This window comes from Herbaspirillum sp. FG34 (assembly GCF_057809315.1).
Genome location: NZ_JBMDJS010000004.1, coordinates 39717 through 53412, shown reverse-complemented (window position 1 = coordinate 53412; position 13696 = coordinate 39717). Strand labels below are relative to the sequence as shown.

13 protein-coding genes are annotated in these 13696 nt (G+C 63.0%); 10 read left to right on the top strand and 3 right to left on the bottom strand.

What is annotated here, in order from left to right:
* Positions 1-4: 4 nt before the first annotated feature.
* Genes prpF through ACODSZ_RS06420 form a run of 3 tightly spaced genes read right to left on the bottom strand, consistent with a single transcriptional unit; the run spans position 5 to position 4588 of the window.
* Positions 5-1195, bottom strand: coding sequence for a 2-methylaconitate cis-trans isomerase PrpF (gene prpF, locus ACODSZ_RS06430; protein WP_175342571.1), 1191 nt, complete (start codon positions 1193-1195; stop codon positions 5-7).
* Positions 1192-3813, bottom strand: a complete 2622-nt coding sequence (gene acnD, locus ACODSZ_RS06425) for a Fe/S-dependent 2-methylisocitrate dehydratase AcnD (RefSeq protein ID WP_488927279.1) — start codon at positions 3811-3813, stop codon at positions 1192-1194. The genes prpF and acnD overlap by 4 nt, the downstream gene beginning before the upstream one ends.
* A 52-nt stretch (positions 3814-3865) precedes the next feature.
* The gene (locus ACODSZ_RS06420) at positions 3866-4588 is read right to left on the bottom strand and encodes a GntR family transcriptional regulator (protein WP_175342573.1); all 723 of its coding nucleotides are present in this window, start codon (positions 4586-4588) and stop codon (positions 3866-3868) included.
* 262 nt (positions 4589-4850) lie between these two features.
* Here ACODSZ_RS06420 and ACODSZ_RS06415 point away from each other — a divergent pair, with 262 nt between their 5' ends.
* The 10 genes from ACODSZ_RS06415 (at position 4851) to ACODSZ_RS06370 (ending at position 13679) form a co-directional block, all read left to right on the top strand.
* Entirely contained in the window at positions 4851-5588 is a 738-nt protein-coding gene (locus tag ACODSZ_RS06415) for an IclR family transcriptional regulator (protein ID WP_034332582.1), read from the top strand.
* Between the two features lie 140 nt (positions 5589-5728).
* Entirely contained in the window at positions 5729-6481 is a 753-nt protein-coding gene (locus ACODSZ_RS06410) for a glutamine ABC transporter substrate-binding protein (RefSeq protein WP_008328648.1), read from the top strand.
* A 115-nt stretch (positions 6482-6596) separates the two neighbouring features.
* The gene (locus ACODSZ_RS06405; RefSeq protein WP_008328649.1) at positions 6597-7262 is read left to right on the top strand and encodes an amino acid ABC transporter permease; all 666 of its coding nucleotides are present in this window, start codon (positions 6597-6599) and stop codon (positions 7260-7262) included.
* Positions 7262-8035, top strand: coding sequence for an amino acid ABC transporter ATP-binding protein (locus ACODSZ_RS06400; RefSeq protein WP_008328650.1), 774 nt, complete (start codon positions 7262-7264; stop codon positions 8033-8035). The genes ACODSZ_RS06405 and ACODSZ_RS06400 overlap by 1 nt, the downstream gene beginning before the upstream one ends.
* Entirely contained in the window at positions 8025-8666 is a 642-nt protein-coding gene (locus ACODSZ_RS06395) for a HutD/Ves family protein (protein ID WP_488927278.1), read from the top strand. The genes ACODSZ_RS06400 and ACODSZ_RS06395 overlap by 11 nt, the downstream gene beginning before the upstream one ends.
* Before the next feature lie 117 nt (positions 8667-8783).
* Positions 8784-10220, top strand: coding sequence for a formimidoylglutamate deiminase (locus ACODSZ_RS06390; protein WP_175342574.1), 1437 nt, complete (start codon positions 8784-8786; stop codon positions 10218-10220).
* Between the two features lie 18 nt (positions 10221-10238).
* Positions 10239-11054, top strand: a complete 816-nt coding sequence (hutG, locus tag ACODSZ_RS06385) for an N-formylglutamate deformylase (RefSeq protein ID WP_175342619.1) — start codon at positions 10239-10241, stop codon at positions 11052-11054.
* 133 nt (positions 11055-11187) lie between these two features.
* Positions 11188-11625 (top strand): universal stress protein, encoded by a 438-nt coding sequence (locus ACODSZ_RS06380; RefSeq protein ID WP_175342575.1) that lies wholly within the window; start codon positions 11188-11190, stop codon positions 11623-11625.
* Positions 11626-11865: 240 nt separating this feature from the next.
* Positions 11866-13053, top strand: coding sequence for a Na+/H+ antiporter NhaA (gene nhaA, locus ACODSZ_RS06375; RefSeq protein WP_488927277.1), 1188 nt, complete (start codon positions 11866-11868; stop codon positions 13051-13053).
* A 500-nt stretch (positions 13054-13553) separates the two neighbouring features.
* Positions 13554-13679: a hypothetical protein gene (locus tag ACODSZ_RS06370; RefSeq protein WP_008328661.1), complete on the top strand. Its 126-nt coding sequence runs from the start codon at positions 13554-13556 to the stop codon at positions 13677-13679.
* The last annotated feature ends 17 nt before the right edge of the window (positions 13680-13696 follow it).

Below are 13696 nucleotides of genomic sequence, written 5' to 3'. Positions count from 1 at the left end.
CTGTTCAGAACGCATCCCCCGGCACCCGCACCCAGCCTTCCATCAGCACCCGCGCGCTGCGGCTCATGATGGCCTTGGTGACGACCCACTGGCCATCTTCCAGCTTCGCTTCCGCACCGACACGCAAGGTCCCGGACGGATGGCCGAAGCGCACGCTGTGGCGTTCGCCCCCACCCGCCGCCAGGTTCACCAGCGTCCCCGGAATGGCCGCTGCCGTGCCGATGGCCACGGCAGCCGTGCCCATCATGGCGTGGTGCAGCTTGCCCATGGACATGGCGCGCACCAGTACGTCAGCGTCCTTCTCCGTGACAGTCTTGCCACTGGAGGAGATGTATTGCTTGGGCGGTGCAACGAAGGCCACCTTGGGCGTGTGCTGGCGGGTGGCTGCTTCTTCCACCTTGTTGATCAGGCCCATGCGGATCGCCCCATGCGCGCGGATCGTTTCGAAGCGCGCCAGCGCGGCGGGATCGCTGTTGATGGCGTCCTGCAGTTCGGTGCCGGTATAGCCGATCTCGTCGGCATTGAGGAAGATGGTCGGGATCCCGGCATTGATCATGGTGGCCTGGAAGCTGCCCACGCCGGGCACTTCCAGGGTATCGACCACATTGCCGGTGGGGAACATGGCGCCACCCGCGCCTTCTTCCTCAGCGGCCGGGTCCATGAATTCCAGCTGGACTTCGGCGGCGGGGAAGGTGACACCATCCAGTTCGAAGTCACCTGTTTCCTGTACCTGTCCGCCGCGAATGGGGACGTGGGCCACGATGGTCTTGCCGATGTTGGCCTGCCAGATGGTGATGACGGCCACACCATCCTGCGGCAGCTTCGAAGGATCCACCAGACCGGCAGAAATCGCGAAGGGGCCGACCGCCGCCGACAGGTTGCCGCAATTGCCGCTCCAGTCGACGAAATCCTTGTCGATGGAGACCTGGCCGAACAGGTAATCGACATCATGGCCGGGTCGCTCGCTGCGCGAGATGATGACTGTCTTGCTGGTGCTGGAGGTGGCGCCGCCCATGCCATCGATCTGCTTGCCGTAGGGATCGGGACTGCCGATCACCCGCTGCAGCAGCTTGTCACGCGCGCGGCCCGGGACGCGGGCGGCTTCGGGCAGGTCGTCCAGCTTGAAGAAGACGCCCTTGCTGGTGCCGCCACGCAGATAGGTGGCGGGGATACGGATCTGGGGGACTTGGCTCATGCTTGTTCCTTGGCGTTCTGGCCGGCGTTGGCGGAGGCTTCCAGGAAATCCTGGGCGAAGCGCTGCAGCACGCCGCCGGCTTCGTAGATCGAGACTTCTTCGGCGGTATCGAGGCGGCAGGTCACCGGCACTTCCACGCGTTCGCCATTCTTGCGGTGGATCACCAGCGTCAGGTCGGCGCGCGGACGGCGCTGGCCGATGACGTCATAGGTTTCGGTACCGTCGATGCCGTAGGTATTGCGGTTTTCACCGGCCTTGAATTCCAGCGGCAGCACGCCCATGCCGATCAGGTTGGTACGGTGGATGCGCTCGAAGCCTTCTGCCACGATGGCTTCCACACCGGCCAGACGCACACCCTTGGCAGCCCAGTCGCGCGAAGAACCCTGGCCGTAGTCGGCGCCGGCGATGATGATCAGCGGCTGCTTGCGCTCCATGTAGGTTTCGATGGTTTCCCACATGCGCATGACACGGCCCTCCGGTTCCAGGCGCGCCAGTGACCCTTGCTGCACGCTGCCGTCGGCCTTCCTCACCATTTCGTTGAACAGCTTGGGATTGGCGAAGGTGGCGCGCTGGGCGGTCAGGTGGTCGCCGCGATGGGTGGCGTAGGAATTGAAGTCCTCTTCCGGCAAGCCCATCTTGGCCAGGTATTCGCCAGCGGCGCTGTCGAGCAGGATGGCGTTGGAGGGCGAGAGGTGGTCGGTGGTGATGTTGTCGCCCAGCACGGCCAGCGGACGCATGCCCGAGAGCGTACGCTCACCGGCCAGCGCGCCTTCCCAGTAGGGCGGACGGCGGATGTAGGTGCTTTGGGGACGCCAGTCATACAGCGGGCTGACCGACTGGCTGCGGTCCACGCGGGCGGCAAACATCGGCGTGTAGACATTGCGGAACTGCTGCGGCTTGACGGCGGCGGCCACCACGGCGTCGATTTCTTCATCGCCGGGCCAGATGTCCTTCAGGCGGATTTCGCGACCCTCGGCGGTCACGCCCAGCACGTCCTGTTCGATGTCGAAGCGGATGGTGCCGGCAATGGCATAGGCCACCACCAGCGGTGGCGAGGCCAGGAAAGCCTGCTTGGCGTAAGGATGGATGCGGCCATCGAAATTGCGGTTGCCGGACAGTACGGCGGTGCTGTAGAGATCGCGGTCGATGATCTCCTGCTGGATCTTGGGATCGAGCGCGCCGGACATGCCGTTGCAGGTGGTGCAGGCAAACGCCACGATGCCAAAGCCCAGTTTTTCCAGGTCGGCGGTCAGTCCGGCTTCGTCCAGATACAGTTCAACGGCCTTGGAGCCGGGCGCCAGCGAGCTCTTGACCCAGGGCTTGCGGGTCAGGCCCAGGCGATTGGCGTTGCGCGCCAGCAGTCCGGCGGCGATCACGTTGCGCGGGTTGCTGGTATTGGTGCAACTGGTGATGGCGGCGATGATGACGGCGCCGTCGGGCATCTTGCCCGGTTCGTTCTCGACCTTGCCGGCGATGCCTTGGGCGGCCAGTTCGGAGACCGGCAGGCGCTTGTGCGGATTGCTCGGCCCCGCCAGGGTGCGCACCACGGTGGAGAGGTCGAAGCGCAGCACGCGCTCGTACTCGGCTTTGCTCAGGGTGTCGGACCACAGGCCCGCTTGCTTGGCATAGGTTTCCACCAGCTTGACCTGCTCATCTTCGCGGCCGGTCAGCTTCAGATAATCGATGGTCTGCTGGTCGATCGAGAACATGGCCGCCGTGGCGCCATATTCCGGCGCCATGTTGGAAATGGTGGCGCGGTCACCCAGGGTCAGGCTGGCCACGCCCTCGCCGTAGAATTCCAGATAGGCGCCCACCACCTTCTGCTTGCGCAGGAATTCGGTGAGCGTAAGCACAATGTCGGTGGCGGTAATGCCCGGCTGGCGGCGCCCGGTCAGTTCCACCCCGATGATGTCGGGCAGGCGCATCCAGGAAGCGCGGCCCAGCATGACGTTTTCGGCTTCCAGGCCGCCCACGCCGATGGCGATCACACCCAGCGCATCCACGTGCGGGGTGTGGCTGTCGGTGCCGACCAGGGTGTCGGGGAAGGCCACGCCATCCTTGGCATGGATCACCGGCGACATCTTCTCCAGATTGATCTGGTGCATGATGCCGTTGCCGGGCGGGATCACGTCCACGTTCTCGAAGGCCAGCTTGGTCCAGTCGATGAAGTGGAAGCGGTCTTCATTGCGGCGGTCTTCAATCGCACGATTCTTTTCAAACGCCTGCGGATCATCGCCGCCACATTCCACCGCCAGCGAGTGGTCCACGATCAGTTGCACCGGTACCACCGGATTGACCTTGGCCGGGTCGCCGCCCATGTCGGCAATCGCATCCCGCAAGCCGGCCAGATCCACCAGCGCGGTCTGGCCCAGGATGTCGTGGCACACCACGCGCGCCGGGAACCACGGGAAATCCAGCTCACGCTTGCGCTCGATCAACTGGCGCAGCGAATCGGTGAGGGTGGCCGGATCACAGCGGCGCACCAGGTTTTCTGCCAGCACGCGGGAAGTGTAGGGCAGGGTTTCCCAACTGCCGGGATGAATCGCCTCGACGGCGGCGCGGGCGTCGAAGTAGTCCAGTCGGGTGCCGGGCAGTTGCTTGCGGTATTGGGTATTCATGGCGGTTGGCTCGTGTCTCGTTGATGGAATGGTTCTTGTGCGGGGGATGCGTTCAGGCCTGGTCACGCTGCTGGCCTGAGCTGCCGGGACCGGTCTGGGCGATCTGGTGTTCGATGTTGCGGCGGGAAGCGCCGATGTGGCGCCGCATGAGCAGGTCGGCCAGTTCACCGTCGCCGTCTGCCAGGGCATCGAGGATGCGGTGATGTTCGGCAAAGGCCTGGCGCGGACGGTTGGGGGTGGCCGAATACTGAATGCGGTACATGCGCGCCAGCTGGTACAGCTCGCCGCAGAGGATGCGGGTCAGGATCTGGTTGCCGCTGGCCTGGATGATCTTGTAATGGAAGTCGTAGTCGCCTTCCTGTTGGTAATAGCCGCGCCCGGCCTGGAAGGCTTCGTCTTTCTCGTGGGTATCGAGCACCCGGCGCAGTTCGTCCAGCTCGGCCCGGCTCATGCGTTGCGCGGCCAGGCGGCAGGCCATGCCTTCCAGCGATTCGCGGATCTGGAACAGTTCCACCAGACCCTCCAGCGTCAGCGACACCACCCGCGCACCCACATGCGGTACGCGTACCAGCAGGTTCTGGCCCTCCAGCCGGTGGATGGCCTCACGCAAGGGCCCCCGGCTGATGCCATAGGTGCGCGCCAGTTCAGGTTCGGAAATCTTGCTGCCTGGCGCAATCTCACCCTGCACGATGGCGCTCTGAATCTTGCGAAAAACGTGTTCGGAGAGCGTTTCTCCCTCACGTTCGGCGCCGGGCAGTGCAATCAGCTCGCTCATGGGTTTTTCGTCGTGTCGACAATATTTTGAAATTGATGCGTTTCATCATAGCACTTTGCCAAAAAAATGGAAGAAGTGTCGACACTATAATATTTTCGGCACTGGGTAGTAAAAAAATAGCATGAGGCAATTTTCGTTACAGGTGAGAAAATTCAGCCGCCCGCTGGGAATATATGAAGAAGTGTCTCAAAATTTTTCTATTTATTTCCTCATATGCGGGAATCGTTCGCCCAAAGTGAGAATTTAACCTTATATTGCCGCCATGGACTCACCACAAACCTCTACCATCGTTGACCGCGTTCTCCACGTACTCGCCGGCGTGGCCCGTGCCGGCAAGCCCGTCAGTGCCAAGCAGATTGCTGCGATGGTGCAACAACCGGTCAGTACCGTTTATCGCCACCTGGCATCCCTGAAGAAGTGGGGCTTGTTGCAGGAGCACATGAATTCCGGCACCTTCGAGCCGGGTCCGACCGGTGTGCAGCTGGCGTGGGGGTTCGATCAGAATTCCAACCTGATCAGCCAGAGTCGCGAGGAAATCATTTCCCTGGTCCAGCGCAGCGGCGAGAGTGTGGGCCTGCTGGTGCCGATCAACGGCCAGATGGTCTGCATCGCCATGGAAGAAAGTGACCAGCCTTTGCGCTGTTCCTTTACCAAGGGCCGGGCACATCCCTTGCTTAAGGGAGCATCGGCCAAGAGCCTGCTGGCTTTCATGCCACGCAAGCTGCAACAGAAACTGGTGGCCGACCAACTGGGCGACAAGCCCGAGGAAGCCGCCGCGCTGGAGGCGCAGCTCGATGAAATCCGCCGCCGTGGCTACTCCATCAGCGAAAGCGAAGTGGACCTGGGCGTGTGGGGTGTCTCGGTGCCCATCATGACGTCCAATGGCCGTCTGGAAGGCACCATCACCTTGATGGCACCGGCGCTGCGCGTGGGCAATCGCGAGCAGGAACTGGTCCGCATGACGGTGGAGTCCGCGCAGCGCATCTGCAATCGTTTTTAAGCCAGTCAGGCTGCGCCGTCCGCAGAAGACGGTGCTGGCTGGACGCGGGAGGGCCCTGTCCGGGTCCGGGGATGAATAATCCATTTGCGCCGGTAACCCGGCGTCCAGTCCATGTCGTCGTTTCTACCGAGGAACTCATGATGAAGCTTTCCAAGCTGCTTTGCGCCTTTATGGCCAGCCTGTCCCTGCTGGTGGCGGTCGCGCCGGCCGCCCGTGCTGCCGATAACGTGATCCGTGTCGGCACCGATGCCACCTTCCCGCCGATGGAGTTCGTCAAGGATGGCAAGCGCACCGGCTTTGATGTCGAACTGATGGAAGCCCTGGCCAAGACCATGGGCAAGAAGATCCAGTGGGTCGACATCGACTTCAAGGGTCTGATCCCCGGCCTCATCTCCAACCGTTTCGACATTGCCGCCTCGGCCATCTACATGACCGACGAGCGTCGCAAGGTGGTCACCTTCAGCGATCCCTATTACCGTGGCGGTCTGGCCGTGCTGGTGCGGCGTGACGACAACAGCATCAAGGTGCCTGAAGACCTGAATCGCGGCAAGCGCGTCTCGGTCCAGGTCGGCACCAAGTCGGTGAGCTATCTGCGTGACAACTTCCCCGGCGTGGAACGCGTGGAAGTCGAAAAGAACCAGGCCATGTTCGATCTGCTGGCTACCGGCCGCGTCAATGCAGTGGTGACCGGCCGTCCGGCTGCGGTCGAATATGCGCGTACCCAGCCGCTGGTGCGGGTGCTGGACAAGGGACTCACGACCGAACTGTATGGCTTTGCCCTGCGCAAGGACGATACCGTGCTCACCGAGCATCTCAACAAGGCGCTGCAGACGCTGCGCATCAACGGGACCTACGACGCGCTGACCGACAAGTGGTTCGGCAAGAAACAGTAAGCGCCTCCACGCCTGGCCCGGCCATTGCACCGGGCACCTCCATCTTCCTTGTGCATGCTCGACCTGGTCTGCTTGATGCCGGCCGGGCCAGGGCTTCCTTTTGCCGGAGCACCTCATGAAACTGGATTTTTCGGGCGTCTGGGACAGCTGGCCCTCGCTCCTCCACGGCACCCTGGTGACCGTGGAAATCACCGCCGCCTCGCTGGTGCTGGGCTGCGTGCTGGGCCTGCTGGTCGGTCTGGGCCGGCTCAACCCGCAGCGCCGCCTGCTCTACGGACTGTGTACCTTCTATCTCACGCTGGTGCGGGGGACGCCCCTGCTGGTGCAATTGTTCCTGTGGTTCTTCGGGCTGCCGCACGTGGGCGTGATCCTGCCGGCCTACGTGTGCGGAATCCTCGGACTGGGCATCTATAGCGGCGCCTACATTTCTGAAATCGTGCGCGGCTCCATCCAGTCCATCGAGCGCGGGCAGATGGAAGCGGCACGCTCGCTGGGTCTGCCATATCGCATGGCGATGCGGCGCGTGGTCCTGCCGCAGGCCTTCGTGCGCATGATCCCGCCCCTGGGCAATGAATTCATCGCGCTGATCAAGAACTCGGCTCTGGTCTCGCTGCTGACCATCGCCGACCTGATGCACGAAGGCGAGAAGATCATCAGCATTACCTACCGCTCGCTGGAGACCTATCTGGTCATCGCGCTCATCTACCTGGTGCTGACCAGCGTGACCACGCTGGCGCTGCGCCGCATCGAGAAGGTCCTGCGTTCGGAAGGGAGGGTGTGATGCAAGAACTCATGGTCAACGTCAAGGGCTTGCGCAAATCCTTCGGCAGCCAGCTGGTCCTCAAGGATATCGATTTTGTCGTGGCACCCAGTCAGGTGGTGGTCATCATCGGCCCCAGCGGCAGCGGCAAGAGTACTTTCCTGCGCTGCCTCAACGGGCTGGAGACCGCCGAGGGCGGCACGGTAGTGGTGAGCGGACATCCGGTGGTGGAGGGCGGACGCATGATGCCCGAAGCCATGCTCGACGCCCTGCGCGCCGAGGTGGGCATGGTGTTCCAGTCCTTCAACCTGTTTCCCCATCTGAGCGTGCTGGACAACATCACCCTGGCGCCTACCTGCCTGCGCGGCGTACCGCGCAGGACGGCCCAGGAGCAGGGGCTGCAACTGCTCAGGAAGGTCGGGCTGGAGCACAAGGCCAGGGACTATCCCGGCACCCTGTCAGGTGGCCAGAAGCAGCGGGTGGCCATTGCCCGCGCGCTGGCCATGGCGCCCAAGGTGATGCTCTTCGACGAACCCACCTCGGCGCTGGATCCGGAACTGGTCGGCGAAGTGCTGCAAGTGATGAAGGACCTGGCCGGCGAAGGCATGACCATGCTCATCGTCACGCACGAGATGGGTTTTGCGCGCGAGGTGGCCGATGTGGTGGTGGTGATGGATCACGGCAGCATCGTCGAATCCGGCCCCCCTTCCGAGATTTTTACTTCACCTCGTGAGGCGCGCACTCGCAGTTTCTTGCAAACCATGCTGGCCCGCGAGGTGGGCCATGACGCGTAAGGCCGGTACTCTGGCGGTCTCCGGGCCGCCGTCACGGACTGGCGCCATCCGGTTTGTCGGTGCGCTGGGCGAGGTGGATGCCGTGCCCTGGAAGAACGAGGGCGGGCAGACCCGCGAACTGTGCGTGGAGCCCCCGGAGGCTGATTTCGCCAGTTTCGTGTGGCGCGTCAGCGTGGCCGATGTGGGCGCGGATGCCGATTTTTCCAGCTTCGAGGGCATCGACCGCACCATCGTTCTGCTCGAAGGTGGCGGCTTCACCATGCACAGTGCGGGGCGGCAGGTGCACGATCTGGCGCACTGCTTTGTCCCGCATGCGTTCCCCGGCGAGCAAGCGGTCCAGGTGCGGCTGCATGGTGCACCGACGCTGGACTTCAACCTGATGGTGCGGCGCGAATTCGCAGAGGGCAGGGTAGTGGTAGTGGACGAGCGTAATTCCCGCTGTCTGCCCGGCAGTAGCGCCTTGTTGTATGTGGCGCAGGGCTCGGCTTGTCTGTCCGATGAACACGGCCTGCAACAGTCCCTGCGCGCGGGCGAATTTGCGCGCCTGGCTCCGGGCGATGGAGCGCGAATGCCGGACCTTCTTTGCGCGCCCGGAGCAGTTGTATTGCTGGTCTGCATCATCCCGAGGTGACGGAAAGAACGAGCAGGTGAGCCTCGAAACGCCGATATCGCACTGATTCCACCCGCTGCAAGCGGCAGAGCGAGGTCCGGCATACACTACACAACCGCCAATAACAAAGGTGAGCACATGGCATCGCTTGGCGAACCAACACTGCAACAAGTGCAGGCGCATCCACAGCAGCAGGCGCTGTTCTGCCCGCTGGCGCTGCTGCCGGATGGCTGGCAGCGCAACGTCCTGCTGCGCTGGGATGATACCGGCAGGCTCATTGAGGTCAGCGCCGGCAGCGCCGGCGGCACGGCCAGGCAGGCCGCCGGGCCGGTGATTGCCGGCATGCCCAACCTGCATTCACATGCCTTCCAGCGCGCCATGGCCGGCTTGACCGAAGTCATGGGCAGCCCGTCGGACTCCTTCTGGAGCTGGCGCAAGCTGATGTATCGCTTTGCCCAGCGCCTGCAGCCCGAGCATCTGGAAGCCATCGCCCGTCATCTGTACATCGAGATGCTCAAGGCCGGTTACACCTCGGTCTGCGAATTCCATTATCTGCACCATGCCCCAGGCGGCTTGCCCTATGCCGATCGCGCCGAACTGGCCCTGCGGCTGATGCAGGCGGCGGCCGATGTCGGTATCGGCATGACCCTGCTGCCGGTGCTGTACCAGTACGGCGGATTTGGTGGCCAGCCCAGTTCAGGCGAGCAGGCGCGCTTCATCAGCTCCCCCGATGAGCTGCTGGCGCTGCGCGAACGCCTGCTGCAAGCCTTGCCGGAGAACCCGATGCGCCGCTATGGCGTGGCACCGCATTCGCTGCGGGCGGTGTCGCCACAGGGGCTGGAGGAACTGGTCATCGGTTTGCGCCGCCAGCGCGGCGGGCACGACGCCCCGGTCCACATCCACATCGCCGAGCAATGGCGCGAAATCCAGGATTGCCTGGCCTGGTGCGGCCAGCGCCCGGTGCAGTTGCTGCTCTCCCTGCAGGAAGTGGATGGCCGCTGGTGCCTGATCCACGCCACCCACATGGATCAGGCGGAATACCAGGCGCTGGCGGCCAGTGGCGCGGTGGTGGGACTGTGCCCCACCACCGAGGCCAATCTGGGTGATGGCATCATCGATGCCGGGCAGTTGCTGCATTCCCGTACGCCCTGGGGCATTGGTTCGGACAGCCATATCGCCATCAACCCGCGGTCCGAATTGCGGCTGCTGGAGTACGGACAGCGGCTGCATCACCGGCGACGCAATGTCCTGGCGTCCGAAGCGGCACCGGCCACGGCCGACCGTCTGTTCATCCAGGCCGTCGCCGGTGGTGCCGCCGCCTGCGGCCGCGCGGTCGCCGGGCTGGCCGTGGGACAGCAGGCCGATTTCGTGATCCTCGACGGCGATGATGTCAACCTGGCCGACCGCAGTCCGGCGCAACTGCTCTCGGCGCTGGTATTTTGCGAACACGATGGCCAGCCCATCCGGGATGTCCATGTCGGCGGGCGTCAGGTCGTCAGCGCCGGGCAGCACCCCTTGCAGGACCAGGCGCGCCGCGCCTATCGCGACACGATGGCCGATTTGTTGAAAGAGTGAGGAAGTTCCATGCAAGACATGCCCAATGCGATCTACCAGCTTCACCAGGGCAGCTCGCCGCTGCTCATTTCCATGCCGCACGTCGGTACGCTGCTACCGGAGGAACTGAGGTCCTCCTACAGCCCGGTCGGCTTGCAGGTCGACGATACCGATTGGCACATCGCCGAACTCTATGACTTTGCGGCCGATCTTGGGGCGTCGGCAATTCGTCCTTTTCATTCACGTTACGTGATCGATCTCAACCGGCCGGCGGACGGACAGAGCCTGTACCCGGGGCAGAACACCACCGGACTGTGTCCGCTGACGACCTTCGACAATCTGCCGCTCTACCGTGATGGCTGCGAGCCCGATGCCACCGAGATCGCACGGCGCCTGCAACGCTACTGGCATCCCTATCATGCCGCCCTGCAGGCCGAGCTGGCACGGTTGAGGTCACTGCACGGTTACGCGCTGCTGTGGGACGCCCATTCGATCCGTTCGGTGATTCCGCACCTGTTCGACGGCGAGCTGCCGGTCTTCAATTTCGGCACGGCCAGCGGCGCCGCCTGCGCCCCCGGCGTGGGCGAGGACTTGCTGGCGCTGGCGCAGCAACTGGCACCGCATAGTCCGGCGGTGCTCAATGGCCGTTTCAAGGGCGGCTACATCACCCGGCATTACGGACAACCGGCACAGCAGGTGTACGCCATCCAGCTGGAGCTGGCCCAACGCAGCTACATGCAGGAACAGTCGCCCTACGCCCTGCAGGCCGCGCTGGCAGAGCAGGTCAGGCCGGTGCTGGCGCAACTGGTGAGGCGCTTCATGGCGTTTCGACCCGCCGCGGCCGGCGCCATTTGATCCAGCGCAAAGGCAGGGCGGCTGTGACGCTGCAGCCGGTACGGCTTGATACATGTCAAATCCGTCCATGCAGGTGAGGCTTAGTATGCAGTCATACCAAGTCAACGCATTCCAGTCACCTGCTGAGGTCATCATGTTCAAGAACATCCTGTTGGCAACCGATGGTTCCCGTCTGTGCAACGAGTCCGTGAAGGCTGCCATCGCGCTGGCCAAGAGCTGCGGCAGCACTCTGGTCGGCTTGTCGGTGGCAGGCAACCTGCGGGCCCTGTCGATTCCCGAAGTCAGCGTCGGCGTGGATGTGGAGCGTACCGATGAGGCCGGGCGTGAACGCGCAATGGCCAGCGTCGAGATGATCACCGCGATGGCCCGTAAAGAAGGCGTGCCCTGCACCGTGCAGGTGGCACAGGGCGGACGTCCCTACGAAGAAATCATGCGCGTAGCCGAGCGCGAGCATTGTGATGCCATCATCATGGCCTCCAAGGCGCGTTCCACACTGGGGCGGCTGCTGCTGGGCAGCCAGACACAGAAGCTGCTGGCACACAGCAAGGTTCCCGTGCTGGTGTATCGCTGATTGCCGAAAAGATGAGGAGATGAAGAGATGAAGAGATGCGCATGAAATGCGTGCGCATCGGACGGTTCAAGATACCGTCATGAAGGTTTGTGGTGTGGAGGGTCGGGCCGTTCCTGTGGAGAGGGACGGCCCATTTTTTTTTGTCCGAGCATGGCCAGCCTTCGGCCGAAAGATTGGAGAAAAGCCGCCGCCTTTGTTACAGTCAGGCCTTGTTTTGATGACGACAACAAGGAGCCCGCATTGACCCCATCCCCTCACCAGCACCAAGGCGGCAACGCCTTTGCCCGATTCTTCGCCCATGAAGCCGCTGGCGGCATCGTTCTGGGCATCGCGGCCGTACTGGCACTGATCATCAGCAACAGCGGCTGGCGAGACACCTACGAGGCTTTCACCCGCATTCCGGGAACGGTCGACATCGGCGGCCTGGTGGTCCTTTCCAAGCCCTTGCTGCTGTGGGTCAACGATCTGTGGATGGCGGTTTTCTTCTTCCTGGTCGGGCTGGAAATCAAGCGCGAATTCGTCGAGGGCGAACTGGCCTCGCGCAAGCAGGCCATCCTGCCAGCGGCGGCGGCCCTGGGCGGCATGCTGGTGCCGGCCGGCATCTATGCCCTCATCAACCTGGGCGACCCGGTGGCCCTGCGCGGCTGGGCCATTCCGGCGGCCACCGACATCGCCTTTGCCATCGGCATCGTGATGTTGCTGGGTTCGCGCGTGCCGACCTCGCTCAAGGTCTTCCTCACGGCCGTGGCCATCATTGATGACCTGGGCGCCATTGTGGTCATCGCGCTCTTCTATACCGACCATCTCTCGCTGGGCATGCTGGCCGGTGCCGGAGTCGGGACGCTGGTGCTGCTGATGCTCAATCGCAGCGGTGTGCGGCGCGCCGATATCTACATCGTCGTCGGGCTGGTGATCTGGGTGTGCGTGCTCAAGTCCGGCATTCACGCCACCCTGGCCGGTGTGGTCACCGCGCTGGCCATCCCCATGCGCGATGCCGACGACCAGCCGCTGGCAGGCGCCCTGGAGCATGGCCTGCATCCCTGGGTGGCCTTCCTGGTGCTGCCCATGTTTGCCTTCGCCAATGCCGGCGTGTCCTTGCAGGGCATGTCGCTGGGCAGTCTGTTCGAACCGATTCCGCTGGGCATCGCCGGCGGGCTGGTGCTGGGCAAGACCATCGGCGTGTTCGGTGCGGCCTGGCTGATGGTCCGCAGCGGACTGGCGGCCGCGCCCGCCGGCGCCAGCACCCGACAGTTCGTGGGCGTCTGCATGCTCTGCGGCATCGGCTTCACCATGAGCCTCTTCATCGGCGGCCTGGCCTTCCAGGGATTGAGCCCGGACTTCGAAGCCAAGCTCAAACTGGGCGTACTGGGCGGCTCCATCCTGGCCGGAGTGCTGGGAACCCTGGTGCTGTGGCGCAAGGAGATATAAGCGGCGTGAACATCTCGGTGCGTCTCTTTTTCCTCGTATCCACTTGGCGCGATGTCCTACATAAACATCATAAATACGCTTACGAGACGCACCAAGTCGCTATTTGGCGACGATTTGCCGACTTTTTGTTTTGCAATGCAAAAAATTATATAAAAAATAAGTTATTGCACACCATTAGTGCGATTCCACCCGGAAACGAGCCTCTCGCGGGCTTTCGCTTCCACATGACGAAGTGAATCCCTACGACAACGAAATGCGCACTATGAGCTCGGCCATGAATTGCTGCTGCGCAAAACAAGCCCTTGTTTACATCAGCTTTTGGCAGTAGCAAGATACTTGCACGGGCCTGTAGCGGCGCGGCGTGGAAGGGCGCTGACGCTGATACTACTGACAACAGCGCCCGCAGCAAGCCGGGGATATTGTCGTTTCGACATTTTCACCCCTTGGGACGATAAGCCGGGCGAATAACAGTCCGGCCATCAAAAGCAGAGGAGACAAGCATGAAACTGATGGAATTGCTCATGAGCTACGGTAGCCAGGCACTGGTGTGGTACGCGATGTACGTGGTCGTGGGCAGCTGCGCCTTTGGTGCCTACGTCTGGCGCCGTACGCATTTCGGTCACTGATCCTCTCACCATCATCC

What these genes read in the sequence shown, in the direction of transcription:
- prpF (WP_175342571.1), bottom strand. Translation starts at nt 1,195, where the DNA reads ATGAGCCAAGTCCCCCAGATCCGTATCCCCGCCACCTATCTGCGTGGC.
- acnD (WP_488927279.1), bottom strand. Translation starts at nt 3,813, where the DNA reads ATGAATACCCAATACCGCAAGCAACTGCCCGGCACCCGACTGGACTAC.
- ACODSZ_RS06420 (WP_175342573.1), bottom strand. Translation starts at nt 4,588, where the DNA reads ATGAGCGAGCTGATTGCACTGCCCGGCGCCGAACGTGAGGGAGAAACG.
- ACODSZ_RS06415 (WP_034332582.1), top strand. Translation starts at nt 4,851, where the DNA reads ATGGACTCACCACAAACCTCTACCATCGTTGACCGCGTTCTCCACGTA.
- ACODSZ_RS06410 (WP_008328648.1), top strand. Translation starts at nt 5,729, where the DNA reads ATGAAGCTTTCCAAGCTGCTTTGCGCCTTTATGGCCAGCCTGTCCCTG.
- ACODSZ_RS06405 (WP_008328649.1), top strand. Translation starts at nt 6,597, where the DNA reads ATGAAACTGGATTTTTCGGGCGTCTGGGACAGCTGGCCCTCGCTCCTC.
- ACODSZ_RS06400 (WP_008328650.1), top strand. Translation starts at nt 7,262, where the DNA reads ATGCAAGAACTCATGGTCAACGTCAAGGGCTTGCGCAAATCCTTCGGC.
- ACODSZ_RS06395 (WP_488927278.1), top strand. Translation starts at nt 8,025, where the DNA reads ATGACGCGTAAGGCCGGTACTCTGGCGGTCTCCGGGCCGCCGTCACGG.
- ACODSZ_RS06390 (WP_175342574.1), top strand. Translation starts at nt 8,784, where the DNA reads ATGGCATCGCTTGGCGAACCAACACTGCAACAAGTGCAGGCGCATCCA.
- hutG (WP_175342619.1), top strand. Translation starts at nt 10,239, where the DNA reads ATGCCCAATGCGATCTACCAGCTTCACCAGGGCAGCTCGCCGCTGCTC.
- ACODSZ_RS06380 (WP_175342575.1), top strand. Translation starts at nt 11,188, where the DNA reads ATGTTCAAGAACATCCTGTTGGCAACCGATGGTTCCCGTCTGTGCAAC.
- ACODSZ_RS06370 (WP_008328661.1), top strand. Translation starts at nt 13,554, where the DNA reads ATGAAACTGATGGAATTGCTCATGAGCTACGGTAGCCAGGCACTGGTG.